This is a genomic window from Marinitenerispora sediminis, assembly GCF_003336425.1.
GTDB lineage: Bacteria > Actinomycetota > Actinomycetes > Streptosporangiales > Streptosporangiaceae > Marinitenerispora > Marinitenerispora sediminis.
The window spans coordinates 1-13077 of sequence record NZ_QEIO01000147.1 but is presented as its reverse complement, the minus strand read 5'-3'; the positions used below and the strand labels follow the sequence as shown (position 1 = coordinate 13077).

At 73.9% G+C, this 13077-nt stretch carries 8 protein-coding genes; 6 read left to right on the top strand and 2 right to left on the bottom strand.

From position 1 onward, the window contains the following. The first annotated feature begins 118 nt into the window (after nucleotides 1–118). On the top strand, nucleotides 119–2299 hold the full coding sequence (locus tag DEF28_RS22105; RefSeq protein ID WP_114399758.1) for a RelA/SpoT family protein: 2181 nt from the start codon (nucleotides 119–121) through the stop codon (nucleotides 2297–2299). Between the two features lie 80 nt (nucleotides 2300–2379). On the opposite strand, the gene DEF28_RS22100 is transcribed toward DEF28_RS22105, so the two are convergent. Then, a complete protein-coding gene (locus DEF28_RS22100) occupies nucleotides 2380–3612 on the bottom strand; it encodes a DUF349 domain-containing protein (RefSeq protein WP_114399757.1) in 1233 nt (410 codons plus the stop codon). A 600-nt stretch (nucleotides 3613–4212) separates the two neighbouring features. On the opposite strand from DEF28_RS22100, the gene DEF28_RS22095 reads away from it, so the two are divergent. The 5 genes from DEF28_RS22095 to DEF28_RS22075 all read left to right on the top strand — a co-directional run bounded on the left by DEF28_RS22095 (nucleotide 4213) and on the right by DEF28_RS22075 (nucleotide 11418). After that, complete coding sequence (locus DEF28_RS22095) at nucleotides 4213–4896, top strand: MBL fold metallo-hydrolase (RefSeq protein WP_114399756.1); 684 nt, start codon at nucleotides 4213–4215, stop codon at nucleotides 4894–4896. Between the two features lie 191 nt (nucleotides 4897–5087). Beyond that, complete coding sequence (gene aspS / locus DEF28_RS22090) at nucleotides 5088–6842, top strand: aspartate--tRNA ligase (RefSeq protein ID WP_114399755.1); 1755 nt, start codon at nucleotides 5088–5090, stop codon at nucleotides 6840–6842. Nucleotides 6843–7217: 375 nt separating this feature from the next. Beyond that, a complete protein-coding gene (locus tag DEF28_RS22085; RefSeq protein WP_374058228.1) occupies nucleotides 7218–9263 on the top strand; it encodes a SpoIIE family protein phosphatase in 2046 nt (681 codons plus the stop codon). A gap of 87 nt (nucleotides 9264–9350) precedes the next feature. Then, the gene (locus DEF28_RS22080; RefSeq protein ID WP_147280216.1) at nucleotides 9351–10046 is read left to right on the top strand and encodes a phosphatase PAP2 family protein; all 696 of its coding nucleotides are present in this window, start codon (nucleotides 9351–9353) and stop codon (nucleotides 10044–10046) included. Nucleotides 10047–10086: 40 nt separating this feature from the next. Further along, nucleotides 10087–11418: a replication-associated recombination protein A gene (locus tag DEF28_RS22075; RefSeq protein ID WP_114399753.1), complete on the top strand. Its 1332-nt coding sequence runs from the start codon at nucleotides 10087–10089 to the stop codon at nucleotides 11416–11418. Between the two features lie 26 nt (nucleotides 11419–11444). Here the strand turns inward: DEF28_RS22075 and DEF28_RS22070 are convergent, their stop codons facing one another. Then, nucleotides 11445–13031, bottom strand: a complete 1587-nt coding sequence (locus tag DEF28_RS22070) for a serine/threonine-protein kinase (RefSeq protein ID WP_114433559.1) — start codon at nucleotides 13029–13031, stop codon at nucleotides 11445–11447. Nucleotides 13032–13077 lie beyond the last annotated feature (46 nt).

Below are 13077 nucleotides of genomic sequence, written 5' to 3'. Positions count from 1 at the left end.
CTCCCGACCCCAGCGGACTGATGACGCCACCCATGCCCGCCCCACCGCGCCCAGCTCATCCTCGACCGTGCGAGTACGCCGCCGCCTGGCCCGGCTCGGCGCGCAGCGGGGGGTGACCATGAACCCGGTCCTCGAACCACTGATCAAGACCGTCCGCGCGACGCACCCGAAGGTCGACGTGCGGCTCATCGAGCGCGCCTACGAGGTCGCCGCGCACCACCACCGCGACCAGAAGCGCAAGAGCGGCGACCCCTATATCACCCACCCCCTGGCCGTCGCCACCATCCTCGCCGAGCTCGGCATGCAGGAGCCCACGCTCGCCGCGGCGCTGCTGCACGACACCGTCGAGGACACCGACTACACGCTGGAGGAGCTGCGCGCCGACTTCGGTGACGAGATCGCCGAGCTGGTGGACGGCGTCACCAAGCTGGACAAGGTCAAGTACGGCGAGGCGACGCAGGCCGAGACCGTCCGCAAGATGGTCGTCGCGATGTCGCGCGACATCAAGGTGCTGGTCATCAAGCTGTGCGACCGGCTGCACAACATGCGGACGCTGCGCTACCTGCCGCAGGCCAAGCGCGAGAAGAAGGCCCGCGAGACGCTGGAGATCTTCGCGCCGCTCGCGCACCGGCTGGGCATGAACACCATCAAGTGGGAGCTGGAGGACCTCGCGTTCGCCACGCTCTACCCCAAGCGGTTCGACGAGATCGCCCGCCTGGTCTCCGAGCGGGCGCCGCGGCGCGACGTCTACCTCCAGGACGTCATCGAGGCGGTCTCCGCCGACCTGCGCGAGGCCAAGCTCAAGGCCACCGTGCGCGGCCGGCCGAAGCACTACTACTCGATCTACCAGAAGATGATCGCCCGCAACTGCGGCTTCGACGAGATCTACGACCTCGTCGGCATCCGGGTCCTGGTCGACAGCGTCCGCGACTGCTACGCGGCGCTCGGCACCATCCACGCGCGGTGGAACCCGGTGCCGGGACGGTTCAAGGACTACATCGCGATGCCGAAGTTCAACATGTACCAGTCGCTGCACACCACCGTGATCGGCCCGGCGGGCAACCCGGTGGAGCTGCAGATCCGCACCCGGGCCATGCACCGCCGCGCCGAGTACGGCATCGCGGCGCACTGGAAGTACAAGGAGGACCGGGCGGGCGGCGGCCGCGACGGCGGCAGATCCAAGGGCGCCGGCGACATGGCGTGGCTGCGCCAGCTCATCGACTGGCAGCAGGAGAGCAAGGACCCCGGCGAGTTCCTGGAGTCGCTGCGCTTCGACCTGTCGGTGCAGGAGGTGTTCGTCTTCACCCCGCAGGGCGACGTCATCTCGCTGCCGCAGGGCGCCACGGCGGTGGACTTCGCCTACGCGGTGCACACCGAGGTGGGCCACCGCACCGTCGGCGCGCGGGTGAACGGCCGGCTGGTGCCGCTGGAGCGCGAGCTCTCCAACGGCGAGACGGTGGAGATCCTCACCTCCAAGGCCCTGGACGCCGGGCCCAGCCGCGACTGGCTGAACTTCGTGAAGAGCCCGCGGGCGCGCAACAAGATCCGGCAGTGGTTCACCAAGGAGCGCCGCGAGGCGGCCATCGAGCAGGGCAAGGACGCCATCGCACGCGTCATGCGCAAGCAGGAACTGCCGATGAAGCGGCTGTTCAGCGGCGAGGCGCTGCTCGCGCTCGCGCGCGACCTGCGCTACTCCGACGTCGACGCGCTGTACGCGGCCGTGGGTGAGGGGCACATCGGCGCCCAGCACGTGGTGCAGAAGCTGGTGGACTCGCTCGGCGGCATCGAGAGCGCGGAGGAGGACCTCGCCGAGACCTCCGTGCCGACCCGGCAGCGCAGCCGCCCCCGGCCGGCCGGCAACCCGGGCGTGGTCGTCGAGGGCGACGCCGACGTGTGGGTGCGGCTGTCCAAGTGCTGCACCCCGGTGCCCGGCGACGCCATCGTGGGCTTCGTCACCCGCGGCAACGGGGTCTCGGTGCACCGCACGGACTGCGTCAACACCACCGCCCTGGACCCGGAGCGGATGGTCCAGGTGCAGTGGCAGCCCACCGAGGACTCCATGTTCCTGGTGGCCCTCCAGGTCGAGGCGCTGGACCGCACCCGGCTGCTGTCCGACATCACGCGGGTGCTCTCCGACCAGCACGTCAACATCCTGTCGGCGACCGTGCAGACCAGCCGCGACCGGGTGGCGCTGAGCCGGTTCACCTTCGAGATGGCCGATCCCACCCACCTGGGGCACGTGCTGCGCGCGGTGCGCGGCGTGGACGGGGTCTACGACGTGTACCGCATGCGCAGCTAGCGCGGCGCCGGACACGTGCGACGGCCGTCCCACCCCCTCGGGGTCGGACGGCCGTCGCGCGTGTCCGGCGGGCCCGCCGGTCAGCTCAGCTCGTGCAGCGCCTTCTCCGCCTCGTCCAGCCAGGACCGGCGGGCGGTCAGCGCCTCCTCGGCCTCGCGCACCCGGCGGTCGTCGCCGGCGCCGCGCGCCTTCTCCAGCTTGGCCTCCAGCTGGCGGATGGAGTCGCGGAGCTGGCCGACCGTGGCCTCGGCCCGCGCGCGGGCCTCCGGGTTGGTGCGCTGCCACTCCTGCTCCTCGGCCTTGCGCACCGCCTCCTCGATCTTGCGGAAGGCGCCCTCCAGCCGGTCCCGGGAGTCGCGCGGCAGCGCCCCGGCGTCATCCCAGCGCTCCTGGTACTCGCGCAGCCGAGCGCGGGCCTCGCGCGGGTCCCGGACCGGCAGCAGCTCCTCCCGGGCCTCCTCCAGCAGCCGCTCCTTGAGCTCGGCGTTGCCGCGGAGTTCGGCGTCGCGCTCGGCGAAGACCGCGTTGCGGGCCTCGAAGAACGCGTCCTGGGCGGCTTTGAAGCGCGCCCACAGCCGGTCCTCGCTGGCGCGGTCGGTACGTCCCGCGGACTTCCAGGCCTGCATCAGCTCGCGGTAGTAGCCGGCGGTCACGCCCCAGTCGGTCGAGTTGCTGAGCGCCTCGGCCTCGGAGACGATCTTCTCCTTGTCGGCCCGCACCTGGTCGCGCTGCTCGTCCAGGCCGGCGAAGTACTGCTTGCGGCGCTTGGAGAACGCGTTGCGCGCCGCCGACATGCGCTTCCACAGCGCCTGCTCCGTGGGGCGGTCGGTGCGCGGCGCGGCCTTCCACTCCTCGATCAGCTGGCGCATGCGCTCGCCGCCGGACTTCCAGTGCGTCGTCTCGGCGGCCACCCGCTCGGCCTCGGCGACGATCCGCTCCTTAACGGCCCGGGCCTCGCCGCGTGCCTGCTCCTGGGCGTGCTTCTGCTCGACCCGGCGCTTCTCGGCGCGCTCGGTGAGCAGGTCGAGCCGCCGCAGCAGCGCGTCGAGGTCGCCGACGGCGTGCGCGTCGGTGACCGCGGTCCGCAGCTTCTGCACGCTGGACAGCGCCTGGGAGGCGGAGAGGTCGGTGGTGTTGAGCCGCTTCTCCAGCAGCTCGACCTCGGTGACGAGGGCGTCGTACTTGCGCTGGAAGAACGCGAGCGCCTCCTCGGGGGCTCCGGCCTGCCATGACCCGACGACACGTTCGCCCTCGCTCGTGCGCACATAGACCGTGCCGTCGTCGTCTACGCGGCCCCAGGGGTCCGTGGTCACCGTGTCCTCCTGCAGTCATGAGCCTGACGCTCGCCAGGGCTCCGTGTGGTCGTGACAGCGCCGTGCGGTCCGCCCCGGCCTCTCGCATGGGCACCAGACCGGGTGGATGCTGTCGTGACTAAGCACGATATCCATACGCATGCGCTGTTATCGACCTATGTTGTCGCATTTCAGCGGCAGTCCGCCGGGTGCCGCGCCCGGCCGCGCGGGATGGCGCGCGGGCACCGCCGGGCCGCCGCGGCCGAAGCCGCGGCCGGCGCGCCGGCCGCCGCACAGCGCCCACCGCTCGGGCACGACCAATATGACACCGTCCCGCCGCCACGCAAAGGGGCCGCGGGGCCGCGGTGACCGAATGGTGATGATCGCCCCGCGGCGGCGGCGCGGCACGGTGCCGCCGCCGGTGCGGCGCCGCGCGATCGCGGTCGCCCACCGTCCGCGACCTCGGTAGGCTCGGAGTCCGGGACGTGCCCGCGGCGGCTCCGGGGACGACCGTGCGGCCGAGCCGCGCGGCGGCCGCCCGCAGCGCCGCGCGAACGCAGGAACCAGGACCCAGGAACCCCCGGAACCACAGGAACCCCAGGAACGAGGTCAGCGCCAGCCGTGCTCATCGCCGCCTTCCCCGCCGGACCACTGGCCGCGAACTGCTACGTGGTCGCCGCGGCCGCCGGCGCACCGTGCGTGATCGTGGATCCGGGCCAGGACGCGGCGCGCGGCGTGGCCAAGCTGCTGGACGAGCACCGGCTGACCCCGGCGGCGGTCCTCCTCACCCACGGGCACTTCGACCACGTGTGGTCGGCGGCCGAGCTGTGCGCGGCGCACGGCGTTCCGGCGCACCTGCACCCGGCCGACCGCGCGCTGCTCACCGATCCGGCCGCCGGGCTCGACCCCGCGCTGGCGTCCCAGCTGTCCGCGCTGCTCGGCGACACCCCGCCAGGCGAGCCCGCCGACCTGGTGGAGCTCACCGACGGCGGCACCGTCACCGCCGCCGGCCTGGAGTTCACGGTGGCGCACGCGCCGGGCCACACACCGGGCTCCGCGGTCTTCGCGCTCGCCCCCAGCGACGACCGGCCGGACGTCCTGTTCACCGGGGACCTGCTGTTCGCCGGCTCCATCGGCCGCACCGACTTCCCGGGCGGCGACCACCCCGCGATCCTGCGCAGCCTGGAGAGGGTGTGCCTCAGCCGGCCCGACGACACCGTGGTGCTGCCCGGACACGGGCCGCAGACCACCATCGGGCGCGAGCGCGCCGGCAATCCGTTCCTGCGCGGCATCGCGGACCGCTGAGCCGGCCCCCGTGCCAACGGTCACCACCCGCGACGAGCCACCGGTCGAGGACATGACGAACCACCACCCGCCCACGGGCTCCTCTGGCGCCGACCAGCGAGATAGCGGCACCGGCCCCGCTCGCCGGGGCCGGACATCCGCGCACGTCCGCCATGATGAGACCGTCGAAGAACCGTTGAAGGAGAAGTCCGTTGATCCGCACGCATGACGCGGGCACGCTACGCAAGGAGAACGCCGGCACCGAGGTCGTGCTGGCCGGCTGGGTGGCCCGCCGCCGCGACCACGGCGGGGTCGTCTTCCTCGACCTGCGCGACGCCTCCGGGGTCGCGCAGGTGGTGGTCCGCGAGGACGAGCTCGCCCACGACCTCCGCTCGGAGTACTGCGTCAAGGTGACCGGCGAGGTCCGCGTCCGCCCCGAGGGCAACGAGAACCCGGAGATCCCGACCGGCGAGATCGAGGTCGTCGCACGCGAGATCGAGGTGCTCAGCGAGGCCGCGCCGCTGCCGTTCCCGCTGGACGGCTCGCAGGAGGTCTCCGAGGAGGCGCGGCTGCGCTACCGCTACCTCGACATCCGCCGTCCCGAGCGCTCCGCCGCACTCCGCGTCCGCTCGCAGGGCAGCTACGTCGTCCACGACGTGATGCGCGAGCACGGGTTCGTGAACGTCGAGACGCCCTACCTCACGCGCTCCACGCCCGAGGGCGCCCGCGACTTCCTGGTCCCCGTGCGCCTGCAGCCCGGGCACTGGTACGCGCTGCCGCAGTCGCCGCAGCTGTTCAAGCAGCTGCTGATGGTCGGCGGGCTGGAGCGCTACTACCAGATCGCCCGCTGCTTCCGCGACGAGGACTTCCGCGCCGACCGGCAGCCGGAGTTCACCCAGATCGACATCGAGATGAGCTTCGTCGACCAGGAGGACGTCATCGCGGTCGGCGAGCAGCTCGTCGCCCGCCTGTGGAGCGAGATCCTCGGATACGAGGTGCCGCTGCCGCTTCCGAGGATGCCCTTCCTGGAGGCCATGGACCGCTTCGGTTCGGACAAGCCGGACCTGCGTTTCGGACAGGAGCTGACCGAGCTCACCGGGTACTTCGCCGAAACCCCGTTCCGGGTGTTCCAGGCCCCCTACGTGGGTGCCGTGGTGATGCCGGGCGGCGCCTCGCAGACCCGGCGGGAACTCGACGGCTGGCAGGACTGGGCGAAGGCGCGCGGCGCGCGCGGGCTCGCCTACGTGCTCGTGCAGCCCGACGGGACCCTGGGTGGACCGGTCGCCAAGAACCTCTCGGAGACCGAACGGGCCGGCCTCGCGGAGGCCGTCGGCGCCGCACCGGGGGACTGCGTCTTCTTCGCCGCCGGCGCCCGCCGCTCGGCGCAGGAGCTGCTCGGCGCGGCCCGCTTGGAGATCGGCCGGCGGCTCGACCTCATCGACGAGTCCCGCTGGTCGTTCCTCTGGGTGGTCGACGCCCCGATGTTCGAGGAGGACGGCGAGGGCGGCTGGACGCCGGTGCACCACCCGTTCACCGGCCCCAAGCCGGAGTGGGCCGACACCTTCCAGGACGACCCGGGCAACGCGCTGGCCTACGCCTACGACATGGTCTGCAACGGCCTGGAGATCGGCGGCGGCTCGATCCGTATCCACCGCCGCGAGCTCCAGCAGCGGGTCTTCGACGTGCTGGGCATCGGCAAGGCCGAGGCCGAGTCGAAGTTCGGCTTCCTGCTGGAGGCGTTCAAGTTCGGACCGCCGCCGCACGGCGGGATCGCGTTCGGCTGGGACCGCATCGTGGCGCTGCTGACCGGGGGTGAGTCCATCCGCGACGTCATCGCGTTCCCCAAGACCGCGTCGGGCGGCGACCCGCTGACCGGGGCGCCCACCCCCATCACGGTGGTGCAGCGGCGCGAGGCCGGGATCGACGCGGTCCCCGAGCTGCCGGAGGAGACGGACTCCGCCTCCTGAGTCGCGGAGTCCCGGTGCCGTAGGGTGGTGGCCGGACGGCGGTCGTGCGTGCCGCCGGAGGGGGAGCGGATCGGGCCGCGGCCGCGATTCAGGGAACCAGTCACGCCGGGGTAACGATTTCGGCAAATGGCGACCAGGTGAGGCTAGCGATTGGCTGGTATTTTCCTCACCTGGTCGCATTTTGTATTGCTGCGGAGCGATATGCGCGGCGCGGTGGAGAAGGGAGCGGGCGGGCCCGGCGGGCGACGGGCCGCGGTGATCTTCGCCTGCGGCGACAGGCGATTATGTCGTTAAACTAAGCCGAATCGGATGTTCTTGGGGGAGGCTCGCGCAGGCGGGTGGGGGCATTCGTAACGACACAAGGATGATCTATAGGTGAACGGCACAACCGGCTCGACCGACGGCTTCGCCGGTTCCGGGGGTTTGACCGATGCCGCCATCGCGGCGGAAATGGGAGATCCGGCCGGGGCGGCGTTCCTGCATGCGCCGGCGGCCATGTTCGTGGCCGACCGCGCGGGCGGCATCCTGCTGGTCAACGACGCCTTCCGTGAACTCACCGGTTTCGACCAGGAGCAGGTGGCGCACCGGCCGTGGCCGGAACTCCTCGCCGCTGCCGACGTCGGGCACGGGTGGGAGCTGCACCGCCGGGCGCTGGAGCGGCCCGACGAGCAGCCGCAGCGCGGCGTCGAGTTCGTCGGCGCCGACGGCGTCGCCCGCCGCACCGTGCTCCGCCCCCGGCCCATCACCGCCGACGGTCCCCGCACCGGGGCGGACCCCGCCGGGCCGCTCGGCGTCGTCGTGCTGTGCCACGGCCCCATGCGGAACGAGGAGACCCTGCGCGCCATCACCGAGCTGCGCACCGAGAACTCCGACACCGCGCTGTGGACCCTCGACCTCGCCACGGGCGAGATCGGCGAGCTCTTCGGGCCCTCCCCGCTCGGCCGGCTGCTCGCGGGCGACAGCCGCACCATCGAGGAGATCCTGGCGCGGGTGCACCGCGACGACATCGCCCGGCTGCGCGACGCGCTCGAAGCCTCCTACCAGGGCGGCGACTACGAGCAGCGGTTCCGGATGTTCGACCAGGTCGGCGACGAGCGCTGGCTGCACGCCCGCGCGCGCTTCGTCGACGGCGAGAGACCCCGGCTCGTCGGCATCATCGACGACGTCACCGAGCACGTCCAGCTCGTCCGCCGGCTGGCCGACCGCCGGCGGATCGAGGCCGCGCAGGGCCGGCAGGTCACCGAGCTGGCCGCGAAGCTGGTCTCGGCGACCACGCTGGAGGAGGTCACCGGGCTGCTCACCGAGGAGTTCGTGCCGATCTTCGGCGGCAGCACCGCCACGGTGATGCTGGTGGAGGCCGGCAAGCTGCGCTACCCGTCCTCGGCCACGGAGAGCTACGGCACCCGGCGGTGGATCGAGGGCCGGGACGCCAGCGACACCTCCTACCCCATGGGCGCCGTCATCCAGGACCGCCAGCCGCGGTTCTTCGAGAGCCGCGCCGAGGTGCTGGAGCGCTTTCCGGCCGTGCAGGAGATGCTGCACCACACCAACGCCCAGTCCTGGGCCACCGTGCCGATCTTCGGCGACCGGCGGGTGGCGCTCGGCGTGTGGCAGGTCGCGTGGACCCAGCCGCACCACGCCACCCCCGACGAGCGGGCGCTGATGCTCACCCTCGCCGGACTGGCCGGCCAGGCCCTGCAGCGGGTGAACCGCCAGCAGGCCGAGCTGGAGCTCGCCGACGCGGTCCAGCGCCGGATGCTCCCGCCGCAGCTCCCCGACTTCGCCGCGCTCGACGTCGCGGTGCGCTACCTGCCGTCCCGCGCCGGATGGCGCGTCTGCGGGGACTTCTACGACGCCATCCAGCTCCCCGGCCGCCGGGTCGGCCTGGTGGTCGGCGACGTGCAGGGGCACGGGGTCGAGGCCGCTGCCGCCATGGGGCAGATCCGGGTCGCGTTCCGCGCCTACGCCACCAACCAGGTGGACCCCGGGGTGGTGCTGGCCGAGACCAACCGGCTGCTCACCGAGACCGGCGAGATCGTCTTCGCCACCTGCGGCTACCTCGTCCTGGACCTGGAGAACGGGGAGATGCAGGCCGCCTGGGCCGGCCAGCCGCCCCTCATCATCGCGACCGCGGACGCCTTCGAGGTGTGGGAGCCCGAGACCGGACCGCCCGTCGGAGTGGACGGCGACAGCAAGTACCCGGTCAGCACCCGCCGGCTGCTCCCCGGTGAGACGCTGCTCATGTGCTCCGACGGCCTGGTGGAGAGCTCCGGGGTCACCATGGACGAGGGGCTGGAGCGCGTCGGGCAGGCACTGCGGGGCATGAGCGGCGACGTGCACGCCGCCGCCACGTCCCTCGCCGACCTCACCCCGGCCGGACGCGGTGACGACATCGCGATCCTCATCGCGCGGATGCGGTGACCCCGCCGCCTCCCGGACCGGACCACCGGTACGGTCGGTGACGGACCCGCCGCGCCGGGCGGCGGTCCGGTCCCGGAGGAGGCAGCAGTGGTCCGAGCCCGCCCGATGGCCGCCGGCGCCGTCTCGCTGACGGCCTTCGCCGTCCTGACCGCGGCCTTCGCGGTCGGCGGCGGACACCCCGCCTACCAGGGGCTGGACGCCGCCGTCACCGCGGAGGCGCTCACCACCCGCGGCGCCGCCCTCACCTGGCTCGCCGTCCTGCTGCACCACCTCGGCGGCTGGCCGTGGACCGGGGTGCTGGTCGCCGCGGTGGCCGTCCCGCTGCTGGCGGTGCGCCGCTGGCCGGCCGCGCTGCTGGTGGCCGGCTCCTGGCTCGCCACCTCCGCCGTCCTCGTGCCCTGGCTCAAGCACCTCGTCGACCGGGCCCGCCCGGTGGAGCAGCTGGTCCCCATGGCCTCGCCCGCCTTCCCGTCCGGCCACGCGGCGTTCGCCGCGGTGCTGGGGATGGCCGTGGTCGCGGTCGTGCCGCGCCACCGCGGCTGGGTGCTCGCCGGCGCGCTGGTGTGGACGGCGCTCATGGCGTGGAGCCGGATCTACCTGGGGGTGCACTGGTTCTCCGACACCCTCGCCGGCGCCCTCCTCGGCTGGGGGGTCGCCCTGCTCGCGTGGGGGATCGCCGACCCGCGGGGCTCCGCGGCGCCGTCCCCGGCCAGCGCCGGGAACGGCGCCGGCCCCCCGGACGGCCCGGTCAGCGACGGCGGGGCCGGCCGCCGCCCGGACTAGCCGGCCGGTGCTCGGCCGGACAGGCCCTACGCTGGGGAGCGTGTCCGAAACACTGTTCGACGACGCCGGAGCCGAAGCCCAGCGCGGCCAGGAGCCGCTCGCCGTGCGCATGCGCCCGCGCACCCTCGACGAGGTGGTCGGACAGCGGCACCTGCTCGGCCCGGGCAGCCCGCTGCGCCGGCTCGTCGAGGACGACGCGCCCATGTCGCTCTTCCTGTGGGGGCCGCCCGGCACCGGGAAGACCACGCTGGCCACCGTGGTCAGCCGGGTGACCCAGCGCAGGTTCGTGGAGCTCTCGGCGGTCACCGCGGGCGTGAAGGACGTGCGGGCCGTCATCGACGAGGCGCGGCGGCAGATGGGGATGCGCGGCACCCGCACCCTGCTGTTCGTGGACGAGGTGCACCGCTTCAACAAGACCCAGCAGGACGCGCTGCTCCCGGCGGTCGAGAACCGCTGGGTCAGCTTCATCGGGGCCACCACGGAGAACCCGTTCTTCTCGGTGGTCAGCCCGCTGCTCTCCCGCTCGCTGCTGCTCACCCTCGAACCCCACGCCGACGACGACGTGCGCGTGGTCATCGAGCGCGCGCTCACCGACGAGCGCGGGCTGAACGGCCGCTACACGCTCGCCGACGAGGCCGCCGACCACCTGGTGCGCCTGGCCGGCGGGGACGCGCGGCGGTCCCTCACCTACCTGGAGGCGGCCGCCCTGGTCGCCGGCTCCCGGTCCGAGATCACCGTCGAGGACGTCGAACGCGCGGTGGACCGGCACGCGGTGCGCTACGACCGCTCGGGGGACCAGCACTACGACGTCGTCAGCGCGTTCGTCAAGAGCATGCGCGGCAGCGACGTCGACGCGGCGCTGCACTACCTGGCCCGGATGATCGAGGCCGGAGAGGACCCGCGGTTCATCGCGCGGCGGATCGTCGTGCACGCCAGCGAGGACGTCGGCATGGCCGATCCGACCGCCCTGCAGGTCGCCGTCGCGGCGGCCCAGGCCGTGCAGCTCATCGGGCTGCCCGAGGCGCGCATCAACCTCGCCCAGGCGGTGATCCACATCGCGCTCGCCCCCAAGTCCAACGCGGTGGTCACCGCCATCGACGAGGCCGCGGGCGACGTCCGCGCCGGCCGGGCCGGCGCCGTCCCGGCCCACCTCCGCGACGCGCACTACCGCGGCGCCCGGGAGCTCGGGCACGGGCAGGGCTACCGGTACGCCCACGACCATCCGGGCGGCGTGGTGGCGCAGCGCTACGCCCCGGACTCGGTGGCCGGCCGTGAGTACTACCGGCCGACCACCCACGGCGCCGAGCGGCGCTACGGGGAGGTCCTGGAGCGGATCAGGAGCGTGCTGCGCGCCGACCCCGGGGCGCGCTGACCGGGACGCGCACCGCCGCGGCCGGGTCAGCCCGCCGGGGGGAAGAGCTCGGTGATCCGCACGATCTCCGGTACCCCGTCCGCGGCGGGCTCCTCTGCGAAGGTGACCTCCGCGATCACCACGCCGCCCCAGCTCAGGTAGTTGATGAAGTCCTGCCCGGTCACCGGGTGGCTGCCGCGGCCCTCGGCGTCGCCGGCCGACTCGCCGGGCGTGAGGCAGAACTGCGCGCACAGCACCTCGGCGTCCGGGGCGATGCGCGCCCGCTCGGGCTGCCCGGCCTCGGAGACGTCGTTCCAGCGGGTACTCCACTGGTCCGGCGTGACGGGACCCGAGAGGTCGGGGGACGCGCCGCCCGCGGGGGCGACCTCGGTGTAGACCCACGGGCCGTCCACCGGATCGGGCTGGGGCACCGCCCCGAAGCGGACCACGGCCGTGCGCGGCGCCGCCGGGCTCGGTGCGGCCTCCGGGGCGGCGGAGCCGCCGGCCTCCGGGGACGGCTCGCGCGACGGCGTGGCCTGCGGCTCGGCGGCGGGTCCGCCCGGCAGCCCGCCGGTCGCCGCCCACACGCCGCCGCCGACCAGCACCGCGGCCAGTACCGCGCCGGTCGCCACCAGCACGCCGCGTCCCCGGCGGCTCTCTCCCGGACCGTCCAGGTGGATGACGCGGGGCAGCCACGCGGGCTCGGAGATCCCCGGCCACTCCCGGCTGAGCAGCCGGGTGACGGCGGTACCCGGCGCCGAGCCCGCGCCGCCGGGCGCCGGTGCGGACGCCACCGCCTCCCAGGCCGCGAGGACGCCGCTGAGCAGTTCGCGCCCCGTCGGCCGGTCGTCCGGCTCCTTGGCCAGCGCGCGGCGGACCAGCGGCGCGAGCTCCGGCGGCACGCCGGCGATGTCCGGCTCGTCCTCCAGTACCCGGGCGGCGACGGCCTCGGGCTCGCCCATGCCGAACGGGAGCCGGCCGGTCGCGGCGAAGGCGGTGACCGCCCCCCACGCGAAGACGTCGCCGACCGCGCGCGGCGGTTCGCCGCGGTGCCGCTCCGGCGCCAGCCAGCCGGCGGCGAACCGGCGGGTCGACTCGTCGCCCGGCAGCGCGCAGTCGAGCAGCCGCGGCCCCGAGGAGGCGAGCACGATGTTGCCCGGCTTGAGGTCGCCGTGCGCCAGCCCCTTGCCGTGCAGCGCCGCGAGCCCCTCGGCGACGGCCGCCGCGAGCGCGACCAGCCGACCCTGGGCGAGCGGGCCGCGCCGCCGGACGAACTGGGCGAGCGGGATGCCGCCGACGTAGGGCATGGCCAGCCAGGCCGGGTCGGCGAAGGCGTCGAACTCCACCGGGGGGACGTAGCAGCGCCCGTCCACGGTGGCCAGCACCCGGAGCCGCTGGTCGAGCCGGCCGCGCGTGGCCTCGTCGGGTACCCGCGCCGGCCGCAGCGTCTTGACGACGAGTACCCGGTCCGCGGCGGCCTCGGGGTCCACCGCCGCGTAGACGGCGCCGGTCTGCCCGGAGCCGACGCGGCCGACCAGCGCGTAGCGGCCGACCGTGCGCGGGTCCTCCGGGGCGAGCGGGGTGAGATCGGGCGGAACCAGGACGGAGATCGTCCGTTCGGAACGTCGGCTCATCGTGGTCCTGTCTGCGCGTGGGGGCCGGGCGGGCGGCGGGGACGGG